The organism is Naumannella cuiyingiana (assembly GCF_013408305.1).
In the GTDB taxonomy this organism is placed as follows: Bacteria; Actinomycetota; Actinomycetes; order Propionibacteriales; family Propionibacteriaceae; genus Naumannella; species Naumannella cuiyingiana.
In genome coordinates, this window is sequence record NZ_JACBZS010000001.1 from 1,244,045 (window position 1) to 1,270,179 (window position 26,135).

The following is a 26,135-nucleotide window of genomic DNA, read 5'->3' on the forward strand; positions in this document are numbered from 1 at the left end:
GCTAGCCTCGACCGGTGACTTCCGAGCTGCTCGCCCACACCGACGAGGCGACCCGACCCCAGGACGACCTGTACCGCCACGTCAACGGGGCCTGGCTACAAACCGCCACGATCCCGGACGACAAGCCCGGCACCGGCGCCTTCATCGAGCTGCGCGACAACGCCGAGGAGGCCGTCCGCGACATCATCACCTCCCTCGGCGACCCCGGCGACCAGACCGGTACGCCGCAGCGCCGGATCGCCTCGCTCTATGCCAGCTTCGTCGACACCGACACCGTGGCAGAGCGCGGCGCCGAGCCGCTCGCGCCGCTGCTGGCGACCGCCGACGAGATCACCGACGCGACATCCCTGGCGCACTGGATGGGTTGGGCCACCCGTCGCGGGATCCGCACGCTGGTAGGGATGTCGGTGGATGCCGACCCGGGCGATCCGCAGCAGGTGATCTTGTTCCTCGGCCAGTCCGGGATCGGGTTGCCCGACGAGGAGTACTACCGCGACGACACCTATGCCGAGATCCGCGAGGCCTATACGGCCCACCTGGGCAGGATGTTCGAGCTGATCGGCAGCGACGACCCCGCTGGCGAGGCCGCGCGCGTACTGGAGCTGGAGACGGCGATCGCGGCACTGCACTGGGACAAGGTGCGCACCCGGGACCTGCGCCAGATGTACAACCCGCAGACCCGCGACGAGCTGGCCGCCGCCAGCCCCGGCCTGGACTGGGCGCAACTACTGGCGGGTGCCGAGCTCGACGACGCCGTGTTGGCCCGGGTGGTGAATGCCCAGCCGAGCTACTTCGCCGGGCTCGGTGAGCTGCTCGCGGCGACGCCGGCGCAGACCTGGCGCGCCTGGGCGCGCTGGCAGACGGCATCGGCGTTCGCGGGCTATCTCGATGATCGTTTCGTCGCCGAGGACTTCGCGTTCTACGGCACGACCCTGTCCGGTACGCCGACGCTGAAGGAGCGCTGGAAGCGCGGCGTCGACCTGGTCGAGGCCTCGATCGGCGAGGACGTCGGCAAGCTCTATGTGGACAAGCATTTCTCGCCCGCCGCCAAGGACCGGATGGACGAGCTGGTGGCGAACCTGATCGAGGCGTACCGGCAATCGATCAGCGAGCTCGACTGGATGACCGAGGACACCCGCGCGGAGGCGCTGCGCAAGCTGGACAGGTTCCGGCCCAAGATCGGCTATCCGGTGAAGTGGAAGGACTACTCGACCCTCGACCTTCGCGCCGATGATCTTGTCGGCAATGTGCTCGCGGTGGCCTCCTGGCAGCTCGATGATCAACTGGACAAGCTGACCCGGCCGACCGATCCGGACGAGTGGTTCATGACCCCGCAGACGGTGAACGCCTACTACCACCCGCTGCGCAACGAGATCGTCTTCCCGGCGGCGATCCTGCAGCCGCCGTTCTTCGATCCCGAGGCCGACGACGCGCTGAACTACGGCGGCATCGGCGCGGTGATCGGGCACGAGATCGGGCACGGCTTCGACGATCAGGGATCGACCTGCGACGGCGACGGCGCGCTGCGCAACTGGTGGACCGACGCCGACCGCGCCGCGTTCGAGGAGCGCACCGCGGCGCTGGTCGGCCAGTACGCAGAGCTCTCACCGGAGGGCGCCGATGGGCGCCCGGTGAACGGGGAGCTGACCATCGGCGAGAACATCGGCGATCTCGGCGGCCTGTCGATCGCGCACAAGGCGTGGCGCCTGAGCGGCGCCGATCCCGACGCCGAGATCGACGGCGTGCCGGCCGGCCGCCGGCTCTTCCTGAACTGGGCCGCCGTGTGGCGCTCCAAGATGCGCCCCGAGGCGGTCAAGCAGCGGCTGGCGACCGATCCGCACTCGCCGCCGGAGTTCCGGGCCAACCAGACGGTACGCAATGTCGACGCCTTCCACGAGGCGTTCGGCACCGACGGGGACGACGAGCTGTGGCTGCCGCCGGATCGCCGCGTGAAGATCTGGTGACCCGCGCGCCGGGCCGTTGGCGCTGGCTGTTGTGGCCGCTGCCGCTGATCGCCGGGGCGTACGAGGCCTCGCGCGCGGACGGCGCGAGCTGGACCCCGTGGCGGGGCGCGATGGTCGACCTGCAGGCGATCATCGGCGCCTCGGGAAGGCTGCTGTCCGGGGAGGATCTCTACGGCGGCGGCGGCGTGCCGTTCAGCATGCCGCCGGCGATGGCGCTGTTCGGCATCCCGTTCGCGATCGCCGGCCCCGAGGCGGCACAGTTGCTCTGGGTGTTGATCACCGCCGGCCTGGTGGCCGCGCTACTGGTGGCGCCGCTGTTGGCGTACCGGTCGCCGGCGTTGGCCCGCTCGGCGTGGGTGCCGCTGCTGGCCGCGCTGCTGATCACGCTCGCCGTGCCGATCCGCGACAACTTCCGCCTCGGCCAGGTGACCGTGCTGATCACCTGCCTGCTGATCGCCGATCTGGTACGCCCGCGCCCGGGTCCCCGCCTGCCGCGCGGCGTGCTGACCGGGATCGCCGCGGCGCTGGCGGTGTTTCCGGTGGTCGTCGTGATCCTGCAACTCGCCTCGCCGCGGCACCGCCGGGCCGGGCTGTTCGGCGCGACGACGGCGATCGGGATCACCCTGCTCGCCTGGCTGGCCGCGCCGGTCTCCTCGCTGCGCTATTGGTCGGCGACGCTGGCGGGCCGCCACCTCGCCGAGGGCAATGCCTACGAGCGCGAGACGAACGGCTCGCTCCCCGCGGTGCTCGCCCGGGGGCTCGGTGAGCAGCCCACCACGACCGTGCTCGGCACGGTGCTGGCGCTCGTGGTCCTCGCCGCGGCGCTGGCCGCCGGCCTCGCGCTGTGCCGCTCGGGCCGGCACCTGGCGGGGATGCTGACCGCCGGGCTGGGCGGCGTCGTGATCATGCCGCTCGCCTTTCCGCAGGCGTGGGTGATCGCGCTGCCGCTGGCGGCGATCATGCTGGTCCGCTGCGGTCCGTGGCTGTGGCAACTGGCCGCGGCCGTGCTCGGGCTGTGGGCGTGCGTGCAGCCGGCGTCGCGGGTGGGCGGTGAGCTGGTCGCGGCCGGCAGCCTGCTGCTCACGCTGGCCTGGTTCGCGGTGGTCATCGCCGGCGCCGCCGCCCAGCGCGCGGGGATGCCGCGGTGACCGCGACGGTGGATCGGGTCCGGCGGCTGCGGTTCCCGACCGCATTCGTCGTGGCGCTGCCGTGGCCGTTCCTGGCCGCGCTCGCGCTGTCGGGCGGCTGGCCGTGGAATCCGATGGCGGTCGACCTCGACGTCTATCGCCGCACCGCCGAGGACCTGCTGGCCGGAACCCCTCTGTACGCCGAGGATCCCGGCGACCTGCCGATGACCTATCCACCGTTCGCGGCGATCGCGGCACTGCCCTTGCTGATCACCGACGCCGAGACGGGCTACCTCACCTGGCCGCTGTTGAATGCGGCGCTGGCGGTGGCCGTGTTCGCCCGGATCGGCCTGCGCGGCTGGCGCGCGCCGATCGCGGCCGCGGCGGTGATCATGCTCGGCGGCCCGTATGACCAGGTGGTCTTCCTCGGCCAGGTGGGGGTCGTGCTGATGGCGATGTGCATCCTCGATCTGGCGCCCGGCCCGACCCTGGTCAGCCGGATCTGGCCGGGCCGGGAGCGACTGTTGCCGCGCGGCGTGCTGACCGGGCTGGCGGTCGCGATCAAGATGACACCGGCGCTGTTCATCGTGGCGCTGGTGCTGTTCGGACGGCGGCGGCCGGCGCTGGTCGCGACGATCACGGCCGCGGTGGCAACCGGGGTGGCAGCGCTGGTCCGGCCGGCGGATTCGTTGCTCTACTGGGGAAATCTGGCCTCGGGCGACCTGCCGCAGGAGACCGACTCGATGTACCGGCTGACCAACCAGTCGCTCGGCGCGGTGGTCGTCCGCTTCGGCGGCGACGCCGCCTGGCAGACCGCGGCGCTGGTGGCCTGCGCGATCGCCGGGGTCGCCGTGCTGGTCGCGGCCACGGCGATCGCCCGGCGCGGGGAGCTGACCTTCGCGCTGCTGCTGGTCGGCCTCGGCACCAGCCTCGCCTCCCCGGTCGCCTGGACCCACACCTTCACCTGGCTCGCGCCGCTCGCGGTGGTGGCGCTGCTCCGACCGGCACCGCTCGGCGTCCGCCTGCTGGCGGTCGGCTACTGGGGTTGGGCGACGCTGGAGCCGTTCAAGTCGATCGACGCCGGCGGCGACGCCGCGCTCGACCTGACCGGCCTGCAGCAGTTGGTGGTCGCCACCGGCCCGCTGCTGGCGCTCGCCCTGTGCGCGGCGACCCTGGACTGGGCGCACGAGCGCGCATCCGACGAGCCGGTGCCGTGACGCCGCGGGTACGCCGGCGCGAGCTCGCCGCGGTGCTGCTCGCGTTGCCCTGGCCGTTCCTGGCCGCGCTGCTGCACGCCGGCGGGTGGCCGTGGCTGCTGCAGCAGGTCGACCTGGACGTCTATCTCGCGGCCGCGGACCGGTTGGCCGCGGGCCAGCCGCTGTACTTCGATCCGCCGGGCCGGCTGCCGATGATCTATCCGCCGTTCGCGGCCGTGCTGACGCTCCCGTTGGCGGCGGCTGGCCCCGGGGCGGCGTACCTGATCTGGCCGCTGCTGAATGCCGCCCTGGCCGCCGCGGTGTTCGCCCGGATCGGCCTGCGGGCCGCGCCGGCGCTGATCGTCGCGGCGGTCGCGATCGCGCTCGGCGGCCCGCTCGCGCAGGTCTTCTTCCTCGGCCAGGTCGGGATCTTCCTGATGGCGCTGTGCGTGCTGGACCTCGCGCCGGGGCCGACCCTGCTCGCCCGGGCCGGGCGCTGGCTGCCGTTCGGGGTGCCGGACCGGCTGCTGCCGGCCGGCGTGCTGACCGGCGTCGCGGCGGCGATCAAGCTCACCCCCGCGCTGTTCGTGGTGGCGCTGGTGCTGGTGGGCCGGCGCCGGCCGGCGCTGGTGGCCGTGTTGTCGGCGGCGGGCGCGACCATGATCGGATTCGCGGTGCGGCCGGCCGAGTCGGCCGGCTACTGGGCGCGGATCGCCACCGGCAACTTCCCCGGCGAGCCCGATGCGCCCTATCAGGTGACCAACCAGTCGCTGCTGGCGATCGCCGTCCGCTTCCTGCGTACGCCCGAGCTGCCGCTGTGGCTGACGGTGCTGCTCGGCGGCGCGGTGGTGGCGCTGACGCTGCTGGCGGCGGTGGTCGTGGCGCGGGCGGGCGAGCCGATGCTGGCGCTGTTGCTGGTCGGGCTCGGGTCGACGGTCGCGGCGCCGATCTCCTGGACCCATGCCTACACCTGGCTGGCGCCGATCGCGGTGCTGGCGTTGCTGCGGCCGCTGCCCGGGTGGCTGCGGCTGCTCGCGGTCGGCTACTGGGGCTGGGCGACGTGGGAGCCGTTCCAGGACCTCAACGTCGATACCGAGGTGGGGCTGCGGCTGGGCGCCGGCGGTCAGCTCGCGACCGCCGTCGGCCCGCTGCTCGGCGTGGCGCTGCTGGCCGGCTGCTGGTGGTGGGCGCGTTCGCGTACCGCCTCCCGCACCCCGGCCCGGATCCGCTGACCGCAGATCTGCTGGCAGCAGATCGCGCCCCGCTCGGCGGTACGCCGGGGCAGGCTGGCGATCATGAACACGCACGATGATCAATTGACGGGTCGCCTGCTGGAGCAGCGGATCCTGGTGCTCGGCCAGGAGGTGGACGACGAGGTCGCCAACCGGCTGTGTGCGCAGTTGCTGCTGCTGTCGGCCGAGGATCCCGATTCCGACATCCGGCTCTACATCAACTCACCGGGCGGCTCGGTGACGGCGGGGCTGGCGATCTACGACACGATGACCCTGATCCCGAACGACGTCAGCACGCTCGGGATGGGCCTGGCCGCGAGCATGGGACAGTTCCTGCTGACCGCGGGTACGCCGGGCAAGCGCCACCTGCTGCCCCGCGCCCGGGTGTTGCTGCACCAGGGATCCGCCGGGTTCCGCGGTACGGCGATCGACATCGAGATCGCGGCGGACAATCTCGCGCACCTGAACCAGTTGATGCTCAGCCTGACGGCCGAGCACACCGGGCAGGAGGTCGCCCGGGTCACCGAGGATTCCTTGCGGGACAGGTGGTTCTCGGCGGAGGAGGCCGTCGCGTACGGCTTCGCCGATCACGTGATCACCCAGCTCGACTCGGTCGCCCCGCGGCAGCGGACGCAGCCGATCGGGATGGGGGTCTGAGATGGCCAGCTACTCGATTCCCTATGTGGTCGAGCAGACCAGCCGCGGCGAGCGGACCAGCGACATCTACAGCCGCCTGCTCAGCGACCGGATCGTCTACCTGGGCACGGAGATCGACGACGGCGTCGCGAACGTGATCATCGCCCAGTTGCTGCACCTGCAGTCCGTCGACTCCGACGCGCAGATCAACCTCTACATCAACTCCCCCGGCGGCTCGGCGACGGCGATGTTCGGGATCTACGACACCATCCGATTCCTGCGCCCGGCGGTGGCGACCTACTGCGTCGGGCAGGCCGCCTCCGCCGGGGCGGTGATCTTCGCTGCGGGCGAGCCCGGCCGGCGGCTCGTGCTGCCCCACGCGCGGATCCTGTTGCACCCGCCGTCGATGGAGAGCCAGGGCACCCTGCCGGACCTGGCGGTGCAGGCCGCGGAGATCACCCGGCTGCGCAATCTGCAGGACGAGGTGCTGGCGTACCACACCGGGCGCAGCGTGCCCGAGTTGCAGCGCGACATCCAACGCGACCGGGTGTTCACCGCCACCGAGGCGGTGGAGTACGGGCTCGCCGACGAGATCGTCTCGTTGCCGGCCGGGTGATCAGCCCCGATCGCCCGCGAACTGCTTGATCGTCGCGTCGACGAAGGCCGGGATGTCGTCGGGATTGCGCGAGGTGATCAACGGCGCGGCGCTGTCGTCGATCTTGACCTGCTCGTCCACCCAGGTGCCGCCGGCGTTGCGGATGTCGGTCTGCAGCGACGGGTAGGAGGTCAGCGTGCGCCCCTCGACCAGCCCCGCGTCGACCAGCAGCCACGGGCCGTGACAGATCGCCGCGATCGGGCGGCCGGCCTGCGCGGCGGCACGCACGAAGTTGCGGGCATCGTCGTCGGTCCGCAGCGTGTCGGCGTTCACCGTGCCGCCGGGGATGATCACGCCGTCGTACTCGCCCGGATCGGCATCGGCGATGGTCCCGTCGACCGGATAGTCCTCGGCCGGGTCGAGATCGTTGTTGACGGTGGACGCCTTGCCGCCGTCCGGGGAAAGCAGGACGGGCTTGCCGCCCGCGTCCTTGATGGCCTGCCACGGCCCGGTGAGCTCGGGTTGTTCGATCCCCTTGCCGGAGACCAGAAAAGCGATGGTGCGTCCGTCGAGTGTTGCTGTCGTCATGCGTACTGCTCCTCTCGTTCGGTCAGGCTGCCAACATAAACTGCCCCTGGGCGCGGGCCTCGGCGCGCGGCGCCGCGATCTCGCCGGCCGGCCGCCGCGTCAGCGTCTCGGCGACGCTGGAGGTGAGATCGACCAGGCCGATGCCGAGCGCCCCGGAAACCGCGCCGAGCATCTCCGAGGACGGCTCCTTGCGACCGCGCTCGATCTCGGACAGGTACGCCACCGAGACCCCGGCCGCGTCGGCGACATCGGCCAGCGTACGACCGGCATCCGTGCGTCGGCGCCGCAGCTCGGCCCCGGCGGCCTCGCGCCACAGCGGTTCGGGATCTTGGTGCGCGCCGTTGTCCTCGCTCATGCCTCCGAGTCTAGGCCGGGCGCCGAACGGGCGCGGATGACGTGCAGGATGCGGTGCTGCCAGCCCGGCACCGTCCGCGCCGCGATCTCGACGAAGCCCGTCGCCGCCATCGCTCGGCACAGGTCGGGGACGGAGGCGAAACCGGTGACCGAGGAGTCCTCGGCGACGAACGGGGAGCCCGGTCGCAGCGCCGCGCGGATCGCCGCGAGCGTCGCGGGCAGGTCGGTGACATTGCGCAGCAGGTAGCAGGCCAGCACACCGTCGGCGGCGGGCAGCCCGAGCTCGCCGAGCTGTTCCGCGCGGCCGTCGACGAACTCCACGCCACCTGGCCAGTCCCCGGCCCGGGCGCGGGCGAGCATCCCCGGCGAGGCGTCGACGCCGACGATCCGCGGCGTCAGCCCGCGGGCGATAGCGGCGTCCAGCAGGGCGCGGGTGGACAGTCCGGTGCCGCAGCCGAGGTCGATCAGTGTCGGCTCGGGTTCGTCGATGCCGGCCACGAGCGCATCGGCGGCGAGGCGCAGGTGGTGGCGATAGCCCGGGTTCAACCCGACCATCCGGTCATAGCTGTCGGCCGCGGCGTCGAACCCGGCGGCGACCGCGTGCTTGCCCGGGATCTGCCTGGCGGCGTCCCGGGGCTTGGTTGCTCGGTCTCGGGCCGAACGAGACGGTGGCGCTCTTCGACGCCGTCGCCCGGCTCGACGGACCCGACCAGCGGGCGATCTTCGACGCGGTCGGGCCCCGGCTCGCCGCGGCCCTGGCCGCCGTCGCCGCGCGCCTGCCCTGGCCCGGGCCGGCTGGCCCTGCTCCGCGCCACCGCCCTCGGCCGCTGACCTCGTACCGACTCACCCTCCACCCCCTCCCTCCGAATTGTTTCCGTAGTTATGCCCGCTATCCGCCGCGGTTAGCGGGCATAACTACGGAAACAATTCGGAGGGAGGGGGATGAGCGGAGGGAGGGGATGAGCGAAGGGAGGGGTGGGAGCTGAGGGAGGTCAACGAGGCGCGGGAGGGGTGGCAGGCCAGGGGTCGGCGGCCTCGAGCTGGGCGGCGAGCGCCAGCAGCAACCGATCGGAACCGGCCGGGCCGCCGAGCATCGCGCCGAAGGGCAGCTCCGTGCCGTCGACCTCGGCCCGGTGCACAGGGACGCTGATCGCGGGCCGGCCGACCAGGTTGTAGATCGACGTCCAGGGCGTGTAGGCGGTCTGGGCGGCGAAGTCCGCCGCGGGATCGCGATCATCGCGCAACGATCCGATCATCGCCGGCGGCTGCGCCAGCGTCGGGGTGAGCACGACGTCGAAGCCGGCCCACCGCGCGGCGACGGTACGCTCCAGCCGCTGCGCCGCCGCGATCGCCTCGGCGTACTGCTGCCCGGTCACCGACCGACCCCGCTCGCGCAGCCACCGGGTCAGCGGAACAAGATCATCCTCGCGGCCCTCGGGGACGGGCGCCGACAGCGCGGCCACCGCCCACAGCGCCTCGAACGCCGACCACTCCTGCGGCCCGAACGGCACCGGCGCCTCGGACACCTCGTGCCCGAACTCCCCCAACAACCGGGCGGCCCGCTCCGCGGCCGCCCGCGCCTGCGGGTGCACCGGTGCGTCCGGCACCAGCACCGGCTCGGTCAACAATCCGACCCGCAGGCCGCGGACCCGTTCGGCCAGCGCCACCGAGAAACCGCCCGTCGCGCCCGGGAAATGATCACCCGGCCACGGCCCGGCGACCGCATCCAGCACGGCCGCGGTGTCGGCGACGGTACGCGTCAGGAAGCCCTGCGTCGCCAGCCCCGGCCCGTCGACACCGTGCGGGCCCGGGCTGATCACCCCGCGGCTCGGCTTCAGCCCGACCAGTCCGCAGCACGCGGCGGGAATCCGGATCGACCCGCCGCCGTCGCTGCCGTGCGCGAGCGGCACCACACCGGACGCGACGGCCGCCGCAGCGCCGCCGCTCGATCCGCCGGCAGAGCGACGCCGGTCCCACGGGGTACGCGCCGGTGGCCCGAGGTCGGGCTCGGTGTAGCACGGTAGGCCGAACTCCGGCGTGCTCGTCTTGCCGATCATGATCGTGCCCGCGGCGCGCAGCCGGGTGACGATCCCGTCGTCGATCTCGGCGACATTGCCCGCCCACGCCCGGCTACCGCCCTCGAAGCCGAGCCCGGCGACCCGGGTCAGATCCTTGACCGGGCACGGTACGCCGAGCAGTGGCGCCGGATCGCCGTCGGCCAGCCGGCGCTGCGCCTGGGCCGCCGCCGCCTCGGCGTACCCGCGCTCGACCCGCGCGAAGGCGCCCAGCGAGTCGGCCTCGGCGGCGGCCAGGGCGGCCGCCGTCACCTCCGCGATCGACAGCTCTCCCGCGCGGATCGCGGCGGCCAGCTCCAGCGCCGACAGCTCGGCGGCGATCCCGGCCATCAACTGGTCCGGGTGACCACCTGGTCACACATCGCGAACAATGCCTCGCGCGCCTCGCAGTCCGGCAGCGGCCGCAACAGGCCGCGCGCGACCTCCGCCCGCCGGGCGACCTCGTCGCGTGCGCGATCGATCACCGGGTGCGCGCGCAGGCGCCCCAGCACTTCCGCCAGCCGCGCCTGGTCGCTCAGGTCACCGGCGATCAGGTCCCGCAACTGACGATCCTCGGGAGCCTCGCCGAGCAGCAGCGTCGGCAGGGTGGGTACGCCCTCGCGCAGATCCGTGCCCGGCGCCTTGCCCGTGTCGTCGCTGGTCACGTCGATGATGTCGTCGCTGAGCTGGAACGCCGCGCCGATCTCCTCGCCGAAGTCCGTCAGCGCCGCCGCCGTCGCGACCGGCGCGCCGGCGACCATCGCCCCGAACCGGGCCGAGGTGGCGATCAGCGAGGCGGTCTTGTCCGCGACCACCTGCAGGTAGTGCGCCAGGGGATCCTCCCCGCGCGCGGGCCCGACGGTCTCGGCGATCTGGCCGTGCACCAGCCGGGCGAAGGTGTCGGCCTGCACCGCCACGAAATCGGTGCCCAGCCCGGCGACGATCGACGACGCGCGGGAGAACAGGAAGTCGCCGACCAGGATGGCCTGCAGGTTGCCCCAGCGGCTGTTCGCGCTCGGCGCACCGCGGCGCAGGTCGGCCTCGTCCATCACGTCGTCGTGATACAGGCTCGCGACGTGGGTCAGCTCCACCACGACGGCGGCATCGACCAGCCGATCGTCGGGCACCGGCCCGCCGAACCGGGCGGCGAGCAGCACCAGCATCGGGCGGAAACGCTTCCCGCCGGCCGCGATGATGTGGCCCGCCATCTCGGTGACCAGGCGGTCGTGCCCCTTCGCCGCGTCCTGCAGGCGCGCCTCGACCAGCCGCAGCTCCCGGCGTACCCCATCGGCGAACTCGCCCCCGGCGCCCGTGGCGACGTCCTCGGCATGCGGGCGCAACGGATCTCCTATCTGAGGAACTGGCCGGCCTGCGCCGAGAGGGTCAGCAACCACCCCGGGACGACGGCCAGCACGACGGTGAGCACACAGCTTACGACCAACACGGCCTGCGTCCCCCAGCCGGCCTGCGCGACCTCCGCGTCGCCCTCGGCCGGATCGGAGAAGAACATGGTGACGATCACCCGCACGTAGAAGAACGCCGCGATCACGCTGACCAGCACGGCCACCACGACGAGCCAGGCGTACCCGCCGCGCCAGGCGGCCATGAAGACCGTCCACTTGCCGATGAAGCCCGCGGTGAGCGGGATCCCCGCGAAGCTCAACAAGAAGTACGCGAACAGCCCGGCGACGACCGGCGACTTGCGGCCGAGCCCGGCCCAGGCGCCGAGCTGGTTCACCTCGCCCGAGCGGTTGCGGACCATGGTCACGATCGCGAAGGCGCCCATCGTGGTCACCCCGTAGGCGACGAGATAGAACAGCACCGAGGCGAGGCTGGTCAACTGGTCCGGGCCGGCGGCCTGGAAGGCGCCGGTCACGGCGACCAGCAGGAACCCGGCATGGGCGATCGAGGAGTACGCCAACATCCGCTTCACGTCGCTCTGGGCGATCGCCAGCACCGACCCGATCGCCATGCTCGCCACGGCGACGATCGCCAGCACCGGCTGCCAGTCCCAGCGCAGGCCGCCGAAGGCGACGAAGAACACCCGGGCCAGGCCGACCATCGCGGCGATCTTGGTGCAGACGGCCATGAACGCGGTGATCGGGCTCGGCGCTCCGGCGTAGACATCGGGCACCCAGGAGGCGAACGGCGCGGCGCCGATCTTGAACAGCAGGCCGATGCCGACCATCGCCAGGCCGGCGAACAGCATCCCGTTGCCCTCGGGCTGGAGCTGGATCGCGGCCGCCAGGCCCGGATCGACCAGGCCCGCCTGGCTGTCGTAGGTACCGCCCAGGTTGAACGAACCGGCGAAGCCGTAGAGCAGCGCGATACCGAAGACGAAGATCGCCGAGGACAGCGCACCCAGCAAGAAGTACTTCATCGACGATTCCTGGCTGAGCAGTCGCCGACGGCGGGCCAGGCCACACATCACATACAGCGGCAGCGACATGATCTCCAGCGCGACGAACATCATCAACAGGTCGCCCGAGGCGGCGAAGAGCATCATCCCGACCAGGGCGAACATGGTCAGCGGGTAGAGCTCGTTCTGCTCCACGCGCTTCTCGATCGCCTCCCGCTCGTCCGGGCTGCCCGGCGTCGCCGCGGCCTGCGGCGCGAACGCCGTGACGCCGGAGTAGAGCCGCCGCTCACCGAACAGCAGCAGCGCCAGCACGGTGAAGAAGAGCAGCGTCAGCCAGGTGAAGTAGCTCGGCACGTCGACCATGATCGAACCGCCGGCCGTCGGGCCGTAGACCCCGAGCAACCAGTTCAGTCCGGTGAACACGAAGGCCGCCAGCACCGTCAGGTACGCCACTGCGCGCTGCAGCGCCGACCGGTACGCCCGAGGCAGCAGCGACTCCACGAGGACGCCGACGACGCCACCGGCGAACACGATGATCAACGGCAGCAGGGCCTGCCAGTCGATGGACGGCGCGGAACTGGGCATCAGTTGTTCCCCTTCGCAATCGGCTCGGGATCGGTCAGGCCGATGATCTGCATGGTGGTCTGCGAGGCCGGCTCGATCAGGTTCAGCATCGGCTGCGGGAACAGGCCGAGCGCGAGGATCAGCACCACCAGGGGGGCGACGGCGAGCCGCTCGCGGCCGGTCAGGTCCGACCCGATCGTCGTCTTCACCTGCGGGGTGACCGGGCCGGTCATGGTCCGCTGGTACATGGTCAGCACGTAGGCGGCGGTGAGCACGATGCCGAGGACGGCCACCACCGCCCAGCCGGGATGCCGGGCGAAGGTGCCGGCCAGGACCAGGAACTCGCTGACGAAGCTGGACAGGCCGGGCAGGGCGAGCGAGGACAGGCCCGCGAACAGCAGTACGCCCGCCGCCACCGGCGCAACCTTGATCACGCCACCGAAGGCATCGATCTGCGCCGATCCGCGGCGAGCGACCAGGAAGCCGAGCACCAGCAGCAGCGCCGCGGTCGACAGGCCGTGGTTGAACATGTAGAAGATCGACCCGTCGAGCGACTGGCTGGTCATCGCGAAGATGCCGAGCACGATGAAGCCGAAGTGGCTGATCGAGGAGTACGCCACCAGCCGGTACAGGTTGCGCTGCCCGAGCGCGGCCAGCGCACCCCAGATGATCGAGATCACCGCCAGCGTCATCATCGCCGGCGCCGCCCACTGCGAGGAGCCGGGGAACAGTTCCAGACAGATCCGGATCATCCCGAAGGTGCCGATCTTGTCCAGGATGCCGACCAGCAGGGCCGTGCCTCCCGGCGTACCCTCCTCGGCGGCGTCCGGCAGCCAGGTGTGCACCGGCACCATGGGCGCCTTCACCGCGAACGCGAACAGGAAGCCGAGGAAGATCCAGCGGCCGACCCCGCCGTCCAGGTTCAACTGGGCGAGCTCGCTCATCAGGTAGGTCGGTCGCCCGGCACCGGCGGTGATCGCATACAGCCCGATCACCGAGGCCAGCATGACCAGACCGCCGGCGAGGGAGAACAACAAGAACTTGATCGCCGCATAGCTGCGCCGCGGGCCGCCGAAACCGCCGATCAGGAAGTACATCGGGATCAGCGAGGCCTCGAAGAAGATGTAGAACAACAACACATCGGTGGCCATGAAGGTGAACAGGGCCAGGCCCTCGGTGGCCAGCACCAGGGCGAAGAAGGTGTTGGAGTCCCAGTGCTTGCCGCGGCCGCTGCGGTCCGGCTCGGCCCAGGTGCCGATCAGCACGATCGGCGTCAGCAGCGCGGTCAGCAGCAGCATGGTCAGCGACAGCCCGTCGACCGGGCCGAGCGAGAAGTATGCGCCGAAGGTCGCGATCCACGGCACCTGGATGCCGATCACGGCGCCGCCGGCGACCAGCACCGCGACGACGACCGCCACCGCCAGCGTGGCCAGCGAGAACGCCAGGCCGGCGACCCGGGCCACCTGCCCGGACAACATGATCAGCAGCGCCGCACCGATCAGCGGCAGCAGGCCGAGCGCCAACAGCCAGGGGAAAGTCATCTCCACTCCTCCCCTCAGGCCAGCCGGCCGAGGATCAGGACGACACCGATCACGATGGCGCCGACGATCATGGTCAGGGCATAGCTGCGGACATAGCCGTTCTGGATCCGCCTGGTGGCCCGCGCGAGACCGCCGACGGCGCCCGCGCCGCCGTTCACGATCCCGTCGACGCCGCGATCGTCCACCGTGACGATGGCCCGCGAGAGCTGGGTCTGCGGCTCGACCACCAGGGCGCCGTTCAGGGCGTCGCCGTAGAGATCGTTGGCGCCGGCGGCGGCGAGCACATTCGGCCGCTCGGGCGCCACCTCGGCGATCGCGCGTCCGCGGCCGAAGACCAGCCAGGCGACGACCACGCCGGCCGCGACCAGGGCAAGCGTTGCGAGCGCGATCGGGCTGGTCTCGAAGACCGGGTAGTGGGTGGCGTGCGGCTCCTCGCCGAACGCCGGCTCCAGCCACTCGGCGATCCAGTTGTTCATCAGCAGGCCGGCGATGCCGGAGGCCACGGCCAGGATGATCAGCGGCACCGTCATCACCGCCGGGGACTCGTGCGGGTGCACGCCCTCGGCCCAGCGCTTGCGGCCGCCGAAGGTCATGATCATCAACCGGGTCATGTAGAAGGCGGTGACCGCGGCACCGATCATCGTCAACACCCCGACCAGGGTGTTGTACTCGAAGGCCGCCACGATGATGTGGTCCTTGGAGTAGTAGCCGGACAGGAACGGGAAGCCGATGATCGCCAGATAGCCGATCGCGAAGGTCGCGAAGGTGATCGGCAGCAACCGCGCCAGCGCACCGTAGCGGCGCATGTCCACATTGTCGTCCATCGCGTGCATCACCGAACCGGCGCCGAGGAACATGTTGGCCTTGAAGAAGCCGTGCGTCAGCAGGTGGAAGATCGCATACGCCCAGCCGGCCGGACCGAGGCCCGCGGCGACCATCATGTAGCCGATCTGCGACATGGTCGACCCGGCCAGCACCTTCTTGATGTCGTCCTTGGCGCAACCGATCCAGGCGCCGGCCAGCAGGGTGATCGTGCCGATCACCACGACGGCCATCGTGGCGACCTCGGACTGGCTGAACAGCGCATGACTGCGGACCACCAGGTAGACGCCGGCGGTGACCATGGTGGCGGCGTGGATCAGCGCCGAGACCGGGGTCGGCCCCTCCATGGCGTCCAGCAGCCAGGCCTGCAGCGGTACCTGGGCGGACTTGCCGCAGGCGCCGAGCAGCAGCATCAGGCCGATCAGGGTGGCCCAGAACGGGCTCAGGTTCGCGGCACCGGCATTGACCTCGGCGAAGGCCGAGGAGCCGAAGTTGAACAGCATCGCCATGATCGCCACGACCATGCCCATGTCGCCGACGCGGTTGATCACGAACGCCTTCTTGGCGGCCGCGGCGGCGCTCGGCTTGTACTGCCAGAAACCGATCAGCAGGTAGGAAGCCAGGCCGACGCCCTCCCAGCCGACGAACAGAACCAGGTAGTTGTCGGCCAGCACCAACACCAGCATCGCGGCAATGAACAGGTTCAGGAACGCGAAGAACTTGCGCCGGTCGGGATCGTGGCTCATGTAGCCGATCGAGTAGATGTGGATCAGCGAGCCGACACCGGTGATCAGCAGGACGAAGACGATCGACAACTGGTCGACCAGCAACGAGACGTCGAAGCGCCAGGCGCCGGCCGCGATCCATTCATAGACGGGTACGCCGACGGCGCGCTCCTCGACGGGGCGCCCGATCATCTCGACGAACAGCGCCAGACCGATCCCGAAGGAGGCGAGCACGGCGGCCGTGGCCAGCAGATGCCCCCAGGCATTGCTCAGCCGGCCGGCCAGCAGCAGCACTCCCGAGACGACCAGCGGGATGACGAACATCAGCCAGGCGTAGGCGAAGAGCCCGGTGGCGGGCGCGTAGGAATCCATCGCTGCTACCCCTCAGTGCTTCAGCAGGTTGGCGTCGTCGACCGAGGCCGAGCGGCGGGTACGGAAGATGGTGATGATGATCGCCAGGCCGACCACGACCTCGGCGGCCGCGACCACCATCACGAAGAAGCTGGCGACCTGCCCGTCGAGGCTGCCGAGCTGACGGGCCGAGGTGACCAGCACCAGGTTGGCCGCATTCAACATCAGTTCGACCGACATGAACATGATCAGCGCATTGCGCCGCACCATGAATCCGAACATGCCGATACCGAACAGCAGCACGGCCAGCACCAGATAGGGCTCCGAGCTCATCGGCCCTCCCTCCGATCGGCGTCGTCATCACCGGGCTCGTCCGCCCCGGAGGCATCGCGCGGCGGGACATCGGCGGCGGTCACGACCTCGTTGAGATCCCTGACCCGCCCGCCGACCAGGGGGCCATGATCCTTCGGCTCGTCGGCGCCGACGGACTGCCGCGGGCCGAGATCGGACCCGGCGATGCCGACCTCGTCGCTGTCCTGGATCGCGGCGAGCGTCCGCGCGGTGGGCGCGGCGACCTCGCGGGCATCCAGCACCTGGCCGCGGGCCCGCAGGGTCTCCGAGACCGAGGTGGGCGCCGGGCTGCCGTCCGGCAGCAGCGCCGGCACGTCGACCGCATTGCGCCGGGCGTAGACGCCGGGCGTCGGCAGCGGCCCCGGGTGCTCGCCGGTCTCGGCGTAGCGCCGCATCCGGTCGCGCATCCGCTCGCCCTGGCTGCGATGCGGGCTGAGCCGCTCGCGGTGGGCGAGGATCAGCGCGGCGACCGTGGCGGTCAGCAGCAGCGCACCGGCGGCCTGGAAGAGCACCACATAGCGGCCGAAGATCAGCTCGGCGAGCCCGTTGACGTTGGTACCGCGGGCGGCATTGGCCTCGACCAGGCCGACGGGCGGGTTGACGAAGGCGCTGCCGATGGCGCCGATCAGCAGCACGATGATCGCCAGCGCGGCGAGCGCGGCCAGCACCCGCTGCCCCCGCAGCACCTCGACCAGCGAGTCACGGGAGTCGACGCCGACGAGCATCACGACGAAGACGAAGAGCATCAAGATCGCGCCGGTGTAGACGATGATCTGCACGGCGAACAGGAACGGCGCGTCCAGGGCGGCGTACTGCACCGCGAGCGACATCATCACCGTCGCCAGGCACAGCGCCGAGTGCACCGGTTTGCGCGACACCACCATGCCCAGCGCCGCGAGGATCATCACCGGCGCGAGCAGCCAGAAGGCGACCGCCTGGCCGGTCAGCATCGCGGTCATCGCCCGCGCCCCTTGCTGCCCGCGCGTTCGGCGCGCTCCTCGGCCCGGTACTCCTCGACCTGGGCGTCGCTCGGCGACGTGCCCGGCAGGCCGAGGAAGTAGGCCTGCTCGTCGTCGCCGAGCTCGCGGGCGTGCGGCGGGGCCTGCATGCCCGGCAGCAGCGGGGCCAGCAGCCGGTCCTTCTCATAGATCATGGCCTCGCGCGAGCTGTCGGACAGCTCGAACTCCCGGGTCATGGTGAGCGCCCGGGTCGGGCACGCCTCGATGCACAACCCGCACAGGATGCAGCGCAGGTAGTTGATCTGGTACACCGCGCCGTAGCGCTCGCCCGGGGAGTAGCGCGCCTCCTCGGTGTTCTGCGCACCCTCCACATAGATCGCATCGGCCGGGCAGGCCCAGGCGCACAGCTCGCAGCCGACGCACTTCTCCAGCCCGTCCGCCCAGCGGTTCAACTGGTGCCGCCCGTGGAACCGGGGCGCACCGACCTCCTCGGCCGAGCCACGCCCGTGGCCGCGCTTGCGCCCGGTCGGGTAGTCCTCGGTGAAGGTCTTTTGGAACATGGTCCGAAATGTCACCCCGAACCCTGCCCATGCATCGAGGATGCCCATCAGAGCTCCTCCCTCTCGTTGCTCCGGTCGGTCGGTCGGTCATCGGCCTGCGCGCGCGGCGGCGTACCGGTCGCCCGGTCCGCGACCGACTCACCGGGCAGTACGCCGGACAGCTCCGGCAACTCCTGGCCCGCGCGCGGCGGCACCGGGTAGCCGCCGGCGAAGGCGTCGAAACTGCCGTCGGCATCGGTGTCTGCCGCCGCATCGGTCTCGTCGTCCCCGCCGCGGCCGCCGAACATCACCACCGCGAACAACACGATCAGCAGGACCGCGGAGATCACATACAGCGGCTGGCTCGGGCCCTCGCTCCAGAAGGCGCGCAGGACGGCGACCATCATCAGCCAGATCACCGACAGCGGGATCAGCCAGTACCAGCCCAGCTTCATGAACTGGTCGTAGCGGAACCGCGGCAGCGTACCGCGCAGCCAGACGAAGACGAAGATGAACAACAAGATCTTGAGCGTGAACCAGACCGGGCCGAGCCACGGGTTGTTCAGCACCGGGATCATGCTGAACGGCCACGGCGCCAGGTAGCCGCCGAGGAACAGCGTGGTGGCCAGCGCCGACACCGTCACCATGTTGATGTATTCGGCGAGGAAGAACATCGCGAACCGCATGCCCGAGTATTCGGTGTGGAAGCCGCCGACCAGCTCGCCCTCGGCCTCCGGCAGGTCGAACGGCGCCCGGTTGGTCTCGCCGACCATCGAGATCAGATAGATCACGAAGGACGGGAAGAGCAGGGCGAAGTACCAGCCCTGCAGCGGCGTCTGCAGGTTCAGGAACGGGATCACGAAGGGCTGCGCCTGGGACTCGACGATGTCGACGGTGGACATCGACTGCGCGTAGAGGAAGACGCCGACCAGCGACAGGCCCATCGCGATCTCGTAGGAGATCATCTGGGCGCTGGAACGCAGGCCGCCGAGCAGCGAGTAGGTCGACCCGCCGGACCAGCCGGCGAGCACGATGCCGTAGATGCCGATCGAGGCGAGCGCCAGCACCAACAACACACCGACCGGGGTGTCGACCAGTTGCAGCCGGGTGGTCAGCCCGCCGGGCAGCGTGACCTCGCCGCCGAAGGGCATCACCGCGAAGACGGTGAAGGCGGGGATCGCGATCAGGTAGGGCGCGATGTTGAAGACGATCTTGTCGGCATTCTTCGGCCGGAAGTCCTCCTTGAACATCAGCTTCATGCCGTCGGCGAGCGACTGCAGCGAGCCGAACGGGCCGTTCATCGTCGGGCCCTGCCGATGCTGCATCTTGCCGACGACCTTGCGCTCGAACACGATGTTGAACAGCGTGATCACCAGCAAGAAGACGAAGATCGCCAGCGCCTTGATCAGTACCAGCCACCACGGATCGTTCATCAGCGCTCTCCCTCCACGGCGCTCGCCGCACCCAGCGGATCGACCCGGACCACATCGCCCGGCGCCGCGCGCAGCCCGTCGGCCAGCGACAGGCCCGGTGCGTTGTACGGCAGCCAGACGACGCCCGGCAACATCCCCGGCACCACCTCGACCGCGAACTCCAGGGCGCCCTCCCGGCTGACCCGGGCGGTCTCGCCGTCGGCCAGCCCGAGCGACTGCGCCGTCTCCGGCCCGACCTTCAGCACGGGCCGGCGGGCCGTGGCGAGCAGGTGCTCCTCGTGATCATTGGACCGGGAGTTGTCGATCATGGTCCGCCAGGTGGCGAGCACCGCCTCCCCCGGCCCCAGGTCGCCGGGCGCCAGCGCGTCCAGCGCCTCGGCCCGCGGGTCGGCCGCACGCTCGCCCTCCCACGCACCGAGCTCGTCGAACTCGGCCTTCGCCTGTTCCGGGGTACGCACCCCGAGCGGTCGGCCGAGCCCGTCGGCCAGCGCCGCCAGGACCCGCAGATCGGTCATCGTGTTCCGGGCCGTGATCGCGCGCTCCAGGCGACGCTCGCGGCCCTCCCAGTTCAGGAAGTGCCCGTAGCGCTCCTCGACCAGCGCGATCGGCAGCACCACATCGGCCCGCTGGGCCGCCTCGGACAGCCGCGCCTCGATGCTGACCACGAAGCCGGCCTCCTCCAGCCCGGCGCGCGCGGCGCCGGGATCGGCGAAGTCGCCCGGCTCCAGGCCGGCAACGACCAGCGCGGCCAGCTCGCCGTCGGCGGCCGCGCGCAACTGGGCGTCGGCGGACAGCCCGCGGGCCGTCGGCAGCGAGGGCGTACCCCACACGGCCTGGGTGTCGACGCGCGCGGCCGGGTCGCTCAGCGGGCGGCCACCGGGCAACAGCCCGGGCAGACAGCCCGCGTCCACCGCACCCCGATCGCCCGCGCGGCGCGGGATCCAGGCGAGCCGGGCGCCGGTGCGCTCGGTGAGCGCGACCAGCGCGCTCAGCGCGCCCGGGCTGGTCGCCGCGCGCTCGCCGACGAGCACGATCGAGCCGGGGCCGAGTTCGGGCGTACCGTCGCTGCCGATCCGGTCCAGCGCGCGCGCCTCCAGGCCCGGCACCGTCGGCTCGACGGTCGCGCCGAGCTTGGCCGAGCCCCAGCTCGCGTACGGGGCCAGGGTGGTGATCGGCAGGCCGTTCTTGCGGTACGCCTTGCGCAGCCGCAGGAACACCGCACCGGCCTCGTCCTCGGGCTCGAAGCCGACCAGCAGCACCCGGTCGGCGCGCTCCAGGTCGTCGAAGGTGACCTCCATCGGCCGGCCCGCGACCCAGCCGGCGAGGAACTGCTCCTCCTCGGCCGAGTTCGGCCGGGAGCGGAAGTCGACCGAGTTCGTGCCCAGCACGGCGCGGGCGAACTTGGCGTACCCGTAGGCGTCCTCCAGCGTCAGCCGGCCGCCGGTCAGCACGCCGACCGAATCCCTGGCCGCCGCCAACCCGGCGACCGCGGCGTCGATGGCCTCCGGCCAGGACGCGGGGCGCAGTTCGCCGTCGGTGCGCACCAGCGGCGAGGTCAGCCGGTCCGGGCCACGGCCGGAGCGGAAGGCGAACCGGTCGCGGTCGGTGATCCACTCCTCGTTCACGGCGGGCTCGTCGCCGGCCAGCCGGCGCATCACCTGGCCGCGCCGGTGGTCGACCCGGATGGCCGACCCGCAGCCGTCCAGCTCCGAGACCGACGGCGTGGAGACCAGGTCGAAGGGCCGGGAGCGGAAGCGGTACGCCGTCGAGGTCAGCGCGCCGACCGGGCAGATCTGGATCACATTGCCGGAGAAGTAGCTGTCATAGGGCTGCTCCTCGTAGATGCCGACCTGCTGCAGCGCGCCGCGCTCGACGAGCGCGATGAACGGGTCGCCGGAGACCTGCTCGGAGAACCGGGTGCAGCGGGCGCACAGGATGCAGCGCTCGCGGTCGAGCAGCACCTCGGCGGAGATGCTGATCGGCTTGGGGAAGGTACGCTTCACCGCCTCGAAGCGGGTCTCGCCGCCGCCGTTGGACATCGCCTGGTTCTGCAGCGGGCACTCGCCGCCCTTGTCGCAGATCGGGCAGTCCAGCGGGTGATTGATCAACAGCAGCTCCATCATCCCCTTCTGCGCCTTGTCGGCGACCGGGGAGGTGAGCTGCGTCCTGACCACCATGCCGGGCGCGACCTCAAGGGTGCAGGAGGCCTGCGGCTTCGGCATCCCACGGCCGTTGCCGGCATCGGGCACCTCGACCAGGCACTGGCGGCAGGCGCCGACCGGGTCCAGCAGCGGGTGGTCGCAGAACCGCGGGATCGCGGTGCCGATCATCTCGGCGGCCCGGATCACCAGCGTGCCCTTGGGCACCGAGACCTCGGTGTCGTCGATGGTCAGCGTGACGAGTTCTTCGACCTGGCCGCCCACCTGCTCGTCCGCCTGCGGCTTGTTGGTCACCGTCATGCGTGTGCTCCCGTCGTCGCGGTCCGGGCGGGCGCCGCGAACAGCGCGCTGCGCTCGTAGGGGAACAGCTCCCACGCCGGGGTGTGGAAGCCCTGCTCGAACTCCTCGCGGAAGTACTTGATCGCCGAGGTCAGGCAAGCGACCGCGCCGTCGGCGAGCGCGCAGAACGAGCGGCCGCCGATGTTCTCGCACAGGTCGAGCATCTTCTCGATGTCGCCCTCGCGGCCCTCGCCGGCCTCGATCCGCATCAGGATCTGCACCAGCCACCACGAGCCCTCCCGGCACGGGGTGCACTTGCCACAGGACTCGTGCTTGTAGAACTCGATCCAGCGCAGCGTGCTGCGGACCACCGAGGTGGTCTCGTCGAAGCACTGCAGCGCCTTGGTGCCGAGCATCGTGCCGGCCCCGGCCATCCCCTCGTAGTCCAGCGGGATGTCCAGATGCTCGTCGGTGAGGATCGGCGTCGACGATCCGCCGGGGGTCCAGAACTTCAGTTGGTGACCCTCGCGCATCCCGCCGGTCAGTTCCAGCAGCTCGCGCAGGGTGATCCCGAGCGGCGCCTCGACCTGACCGGGCCGGGCGACGTGCCCGGACAGCGAGTACAGCGTCATCCCCTTGGACTTCTCGGTGCCCATCGAGGCAAACCATTCCGGTCCGTTGGCGATGATCGGCGGCACCGACGCGATCGACTCGACGTTGTTGATCACCGTCGGGCTGGCGTACAAGCCGGCGACCGCCGGGAACGGCGGGCGCAGCCGCGGCTGACCGCGCCGACCCTCCAGCGAGTCCAGCAGCGCCGTCTCCTCGCCGCAGATGTAGGCACCGGCGCCGCTGTGCACGGTGACCTCCAGGTCATAGCCCGAGCCCAGGATGTTCTTGCCCGCGTAGCCGGCGGAGTACGCCTCGGCGACCGCCTGCTGCAGCCGGCGGGCGACGTGCAGCACCTCGCCGCGGACGTAGATGAACGCATGCGAGGCACCGATCGCATAGGAGGAGATGATCACGCCCTCGACCAGCGTGTGCGGGCTGGCCATCATCAGCGGGATGTCCTTGCAGGTGCCCGGCTCCGATTCGTCGGCGTTCACCACGAGGTACTTCGGGTTCGGGTTGTCCTTGGGGATGAACGACCACTTCATGCCCGTCGGGAAGCCGGCACCGCCGCGGCCGCGCAGGCCGGAGTCCTTGACCTCGGCGACGATCTCGTCCGGGGCCATCCGCAACGCGCGCCGCAGTGCGGCGTACCCGCCGGTGCGTTCGTAGTTGTTGATCTTCCACGCGCGCTCGTCGGCCCAGTTGGCACTGAGCACCGGGGTGATCGGATCGGTCACTTCGCGCTTCCTTCCTCGCGGTCGGTCCCGGCGTCGGCATCCGGCCCGCCTGCCCGGCCGGGCGCCTCGGGGGCGTGCCAGCCGCGCTCGTTGGCGATCTCCAGGCCGAGCAGCGACTCGGGCCCGGCGGCCGGGCCCTGGTCCGCGCGGCCGTCGCCGAAGCCGGCCAGCACCCGCTCGGCCTCGCGCCAGCTCGTGATCTCCGCGCCGCGCGGCGAGGCGACCGGCTGGTCGGCGCGCAGCGCGTCGACCAGGGCCACCGCCGATTCCGGATTCATGTTGTCGAAGAACTCCCAGTTGACCATCATCACCGGGGCGTAGTCGCAGGCGGCATTGCACTCGACATGCTCCAGCGTGATCGCGCCGTCGGCGGTCGTCTCGTCGAGCCCGACCCCGAGATGGTCCTGCAGGCCGGCCAGCAGCGCGTCGCCGCCCATGATCGCGCACAGCGCCGTGGTGCAGACACCGACCAGGTGCTTGCCCACCGGCTTGCGCTTGTACATCGTGTAGAAGGTCACTACGCCGCTCACCTCGGCCACCGAGATCTCGCAGATCTCCGCGCACGCCTCCATCGCCGAGGTGGTGATCCGCCCGAGCTGGCTCTGGCACAGGTGCAGCATCGGCAGCAGCGCCGACCGCTTCTGCGGGTAGCGCGCGGCGATCTCGCGCAGTTCGACCAGGGTCTGCTCGGTGAGCGAGCCCCGACCGCCGTTGTCGGCATCGTCGTCGTAGATGTCGTAGCCGCCGGAGTCGGGGAAATAGGTCTGGAAATGGCTCACCGGTCCACGCCCCCCATCACCGGGTCGATCGAGGCGACCGCGACCACCACATCGGAGACCATCGACCCCTCGCAGACCGCGGGCACCGCCTGCAGGTTGTTGAAGCTCGGGTCGCGGAAGTGCGCGCGCCAGGGCCGCGTACCGCCGTCGGAGACCACATGCGCGCCCATCTCGCCCTTGGGCGACTCGATCGGCACGTACGCCTGACCCGGCGGCACCCGGAAGCCCTCGGTGACCAGCTTGAAGTGGTGGATCAGGGCCTCCATCGACTCGCCCATGATGTGCTTGATGTGCTCGGGGCTGTTGCCCAGCCCGTCATTGCCGAGGGAGAGCTGTGCGGGCCAGGCGATCTTCGGATCGTCGACCATCACCGGCTGCCCCGCAGTCGCCTTCAGCCGCTCGAAGGCCTGCTTGACGATCCGCAGCGACTGCCACATCTCCTCCTGGCGCACCCGGAACCGTCCGTAGGCATCCGCGGTGTCCCAGGTCGGCACGTCGAACTCATAGGTCTCGTAGCCGCAGTAGGGCTGGGACTTGCGCAGGTCCCAGCCGAAGTCGGCCGAGCGCAGCATCGGCCCGGTGATGCCGAGCGCCATGCAGGAGGCCAGGTCGAGCTTGCCGACGCCGCCGAGCCGGCCGATGAAGATCGGGTTCTCGTTGCAGAACGCGGCATACTCCGGCAGCCGCTGCTCCAGCCAGGCGATCGTGTCGGCGATCTGGTCCATCCCGTGATCATCGACGTCGACCGCGACGCCGCCCGGACGGAAGTAGGCGTTGTTCATCCGCAGCCCGGTGACGGCCTCGAACACGTCGAGGATCTTCTCCCGGTCGCGGAAGCCGATCGTCATCACGGTCAGCGCGCCGATCTCCATGCCGCCGGTCGCGATGCAGACCAGGTGGGAGGAGATCCGGTTCAGCTCCATCATCAACACCCGCAGGATGTTCGCCCGCTCCGGGATGTCGGCCTCGATGCCCAGCAGCCGCTCCACGCTGAGGACGTAGGCGGCCTCCTGGTAGAACGGCGTCAGGTAGTCCATCCGGGTGCAGAAGGTGACGCCCTGGGTGAAGGTACGCACCTCCATGTTCTTCTCGATGCCGGTGTGCAGGTAGCCGATGCCGCACCGGGCCTCGACGACCGACTCCCCCTCCAGCTCCAGGATCAGCCGCAACACACCGTGCGTCGACGGGTGCTGCGGGCCCATGTTGACCACCAGCCGCTCGTCGCCGCGCTCGGCCTGGGCCGCGACGATGGCGTCCCAGTCCGCGCCGGAGGCGGTGTAGACGGTGCCTTCCACCGCCTCGTCGGTCGGGGCGGCGTAGGGGTCGAACTGCTGATCGGTCTGCGTCTCGGTGCTCATCAGGCATAGCTCCTGCGCTCGTCGGGCGGCGGGATCGTCGCCCCCTTGTACTCGACGGGAATCCCGCCGAGCGGGTAGTCCTTGCGCTGCGGGTGGCCGGGCCAGTCGTCCGGCATCAGGATCCGGGTCAGGGCCGGGTGATCATCGAAGATCACGCCGAACATGTCCCAGGTCTCGCGCTCGTGCCAGTCGGCGGCCGGATAGGTGCCGACGACCGACGGGATGTGCGGATCGGCATCGGGGCAGGTCACCTCGACGCGCAGCCGCCGATTGTGGGTCATCGACTGCAGGTGGTACGCCACATGCAGCTCGGCGCCCACGTGCTCGGGGTAGTTGACGCCCGACACCGACGCGCAGTGCTCGAAGCGCAGCCAGGCATCGTCGCGCAGGACCGGCGCCAGCTCGGCCAGCTTCTCCCGCGGCACCAGCAGCGTCAGCTCGCCGCGGTCGACGACGACCTCGGCGACCGCTCCGGGCACCAGCTCGGCGATCCGGTCCACGACCTCGTCGAACCAGCCGCCGTAGGGGCGCGGCGAGCCGGCCGGGGGCTCGACCACCCGGCGTACCCGGCCATAACCGGAGGTGTCGCCGGAGCCGCGACCGCTGCCCCACATGCCCCGGCGGACCTTGGTCGCACCGCCGACGCCCGCGCGCTGCTCGATCGCGCTCTGCTCGGCCGAGACCGCGATCTCCGGCGTCTCGTCGCCGGCCGGCGCGTCCTCGCGCTCGACGCCCGCCTTCGGCGCGGACTCCGCCGCGTCCGGCTTGTCGTCGATGGTCTTACCGGTCTCGGGCTTCTGGCCGGTCTCGGGCTTCTCGTC

At 71.0% G+C, this 26,135-nt stretch carries 22 protein-coding genes and 1 pseudogene; 6 read left to right on the forward strand and 17 right to left on the reverse strand.

What is annotated here, in order from left to right; translation table 11 throughout:
* The first annotated feature begins 14 nt into the window (after positions 1 to 14).
* The 6 genes from GGQ54_RS05775 (at position 15) to GGQ54_RS05800 (ending at position 6,771) form a co-directional block, all read left to right on the forward strand.
* Positions 15 to 1,964 (forward strand): M13-type metalloendopeptidase, encoded by a 1,950-nt coding sequence (locus tag GGQ54_RS05775; RefSeq protein ID WP_179444528.1) that lies wholly within the window; start codon positions 15 to 17, stop codon positions 1,962 to 1,964.
* Positions 1,961 to 3,112 (forward strand): glycosyltransferase 87 family protein, encoded by a 1,152-nt coding sequence (locus GGQ54_RS05780; protein WP_179444529.1) that lies wholly within the window; start codon positions 1,961 to 1,963, stop codon positions 3,110 to 3,112. The genes GGQ54_RS05775 and GGQ54_RS05780 overlap by 4 nt, the downstream gene beginning before the upstream one ends.
* Complete coding sequence (locus tag GGQ54_RS05785) at positions 3,109 to 4,308, forward strand: glycosyltransferase 87 family protein (protein WP_179444530.1); 1,200 nt, start codon at positions 3,109 to 3,111, stop codon at positions 4,306 to 4,308. Before GGQ54_RS05780 ends, GGQ54_RS05785 begins: the two co-directional genes overlap by 4 nt.
* Positions 4,305 to 5,519, forward strand: a complete 1,215-nt coding sequence (locus GGQ54_RS05790; RefSeq protein WP_179444531.1) for a glycosyltransferase 87 family protein — start codon at positions 4,305 to 4,307, stop codon at positions 5,517 to 5,519. The genes GGQ54_RS05785 and GGQ54_RS05790 overlap by 4 nt, the downstream gene beginning before the upstream one ends.
* 63 nt (positions 5,520 to 5,582) lie before the next feature.
* Positions 5,583 to 6,176 (forward strand): ClpP family protease, encoded by a 594-nt coding sequence (locus GGQ54_RS05795; protein WP_179444532.1) that lies wholly within the window; start codon positions 5,583 to 5,585, stop codon positions 6,174 to 6,176.
* A gap of 1 nt (position 6,177) precedes the next feature.
* Positions 6,178 to 6,771 carry a ClpP family protease gene (locus tag GGQ54_RS05800; RefSeq protein ID WP_179444533.1) on the forward strand — a complete coding sequence of 198 codons (594 nt, stop codon included), beginning with the start codon at positions 6,178 to 6,180 and terminating at the stop codon, positions 6,769 to 6,771.
* On the opposite strand, the gene GGQ54_RS05805 is transcribed toward GGQ54_RS05800, so the two are convergent.
* The 17 genes and pseudogenes from GGQ54_RS05805 to GGQ54_RS05885 all read right to left on the reverse strand — a co-directional run bounded on the left by GGQ54_RS05805 (position 6,772) and on the right by GGQ54_RS05885 (position 26,090).
* A complete protein-coding gene (locus GGQ54_RS05805) occupies positions 6,772 to 7,338 on the reverse strand; it encodes a type 1 glutamine amidotransferase domain-containing protein (RefSeq protein ID WP_179444534.1) in 567 nt (188 codons plus the stop codon).
* 22 nt (positions 7,339 to 7,360) lie between these two features.
* Positions 7,361 to 7,693 (reverse strand): helix-turn-helix domain-containing protein, encoded by a 333-nt coding sequence (locus GGQ54_RS05810; protein WP_179444535.1) that lies wholly within the window; start codon positions 7,691 to 7,693, stop codon positions 7,361 to 7,363.
* On the reverse strand, positions 7,690 to 8,307 hold the full coding sequence (locus GGQ54_RS05815) for a class I SAM-dependent DNA methyltransferase (protein ID WP_343046011.1): 618 nt from the start codon (positions 8,305 to 8,307) through the stop codon (positions 7,690 to 7,692). Before GGQ54_RS05815 ends, GGQ54_RS05810 begins: the two co-directional genes overlap by 4 nt.
* Before the next feature lie 377 nt (positions 8,308 to 8,684).
* Entirely contained in the window at positions 8,685 to 10,097 is a 1,413-nt protein-coding gene (locus GGQ54_RS05820; protein WP_179444536.1) for an amidase, read from the reverse strand.
* Positions 10,097 to 11,086 carry a polyprenyl synthetase family protein gene (locus tag GGQ54_RS05825; protein WP_246292560.1) on the reverse strand — a complete coding sequence of 330 codons (990 nt, stop codon included), beginning with the start codon at positions 11,084 to 11,086 and terminating at the stop codon, positions 10,097 to 10,099. Before GGQ54_RS05825 ends, GGQ54_RS05820 begins: the two co-directional genes overlap by 1 nt.
* 8 nt (positions 11,087 to 11,094) lie before the next feature.
* Complete coding sequence (nuoN, locus tag GGQ54_RS05830) at positions 11,095 to 12,690, reverse strand: NADH-quinone oxidoreductase subunit NuoN (RefSeq protein ID WP_179444537.1); 1,596 nt, start codon at positions 12,688 to 12,690, stop codon at positions 11,095 to 11,097.
* Complete coding sequence (locus tag GGQ54_RS05835) at positions 12,690 to 14,210, reverse strand: NADH-quinone oxidoreductase subunit M (protein WP_179444538.1); 1,521 nt, start codon at positions 14,208 to 14,210, stop codon at positions 12,690 to 12,692. Before GGQ54_RS05835 ends, nuoN begins: the two co-directional genes overlap by 1 nt.
* A 14-nt stretch (positions 14,211 to 14,224) precedes the next feature.
* Positions 14,225 to 16,129 carry an NADH-quinone oxidoreductase subunit L gene (gene nuoL, locus GGQ54_RS05840; protein WP_179444539.1) on the reverse strand — a complete coding sequence of 635 codons (1,905 nt, stop codon included), beginning with the start codon at positions 16,127 to 16,129 and terminating at the stop codon, positions 14,225 to 14,227.
* Between the two features lie 12 nt (positions 16,130 to 16,141).
* Positions 16,142 to 16,441, reverse strand: a complete 300-nt coding sequence (nuoK, locus tag GGQ54_RS05845; RefSeq protein ID WP_179444540.1) for an NADH-quinone oxidoreductase subunit NuoK — start codon at positions 16,439 to 16,441, stop codon at positions 16,142 to 16,144.
* A 206-nt stretch (positions 16,442 to 16,647) separates the two neighbouring features.
* Positions 16,648 to 17,418 (reverse strand): annotated as a pseudogene (locus tag GGQ54_RS05850) (NADH-quinone oxidoreductase subunit J); the annotation flags it as partial.
* On the reverse strand, positions 17,415 to 18,026 hold the full coding sequence (nuoI, locus tag GGQ54_RS05855) for an NADH-quinone oxidoreductase subunit NuoI (protein WP_179444542.1): 612 nt from the start codon (positions 18,024 to 18,026) through the stop codon (positions 17,415 to 17,417). The pseudogene GGQ54_RS05850 and the gene nuoI, both read right to left, overlap by 4 nt.
* On the reverse strand, positions 18,026 to 19,390 hold the full coding sequence (nuoH, locus tag GGQ54_RS05860) for an NADH-quinone oxidoreductase subunit NuoH (protein ID WP_179444543.1): 1,365 nt from the start codon (positions 19,388 to 19,390) through the stop codon (positions 18,026 to 18,028). The genes nuoI and nuoH overlap by 1 nt, the downstream gene beginning before the upstream one ends.
* Positions 19,390 to 21,849 carry an NADH-quinone oxidoreductase subunit G gene (locus GGQ54_RS05865; protein WP_179444544.1) on the reverse strand — a complete coding sequence of 820 codons (2,460 nt, stop codon included), beginning with the start codon at positions 21,847 to 21,849 and terminating at the stop codon, positions 19,390 to 19,392. The genes nuoH and GGQ54_RS05865 overlap by 1 nt, the downstream gene beginning before the upstream one ends.
* Positions 21,846 to 23,177: an NADH-quinone oxidoreductase subunit NuoF gene (nuoF, locus tag GGQ54_RS05870; RefSeq protein ID WP_179444545.1), complete on the reverse strand. Its 1,332-nt coding sequence runs from the start codon at positions 23,175 to 23,177 to the stop codon at positions 21,846 to 21,848. The genes GGQ54_RS05865 and nuoF overlap by 4 nt, the downstream gene beginning before the upstream one ends.
* Positions 23,174 to 23,956, reverse strand: coding sequence for an NADH-quinone oxidoreductase subunit NuoE (nuoE, locus tag GGQ54_RS05875; protein WP_425487396.1), 783 nt, complete (start codon positions 23,954 to 23,956; stop codon positions 23,174 to 23,176). Before nuoE ends, nuoF begins: the two co-directional genes overlap by 4 nt.
* Positions 23,953 to 25,314: an NADH-quinone oxidoreductase subunit D gene (locus tag GGQ54_RS05880; RefSeq protein ID WP_179444546.1), complete on the reverse strand. Its 1,362-nt coding sequence runs from the start codon at positions 25,312 to 25,314 to the stop codon at positions 23,953 to 23,955. Before GGQ54_RS05880 ends, nuoE begins: the two co-directional genes overlap by 4 nt.
* A complete protein-coding gene (locus tag GGQ54_RS05885) occupies positions 25,314 to 26,090 on the reverse strand; it encodes an NADH-quinone oxidoreductase subunit C (protein WP_425487416.1) in 777 nt (258 codons plus the stop codon). The genes GGQ54_RS05880 and GGQ54_RS05885 overlap by 1 nt, the downstream gene beginning before the upstream one ends.
* Between the last annotated feature and the right edge of the window lie 45 nt (positions 26,091 to 26,135).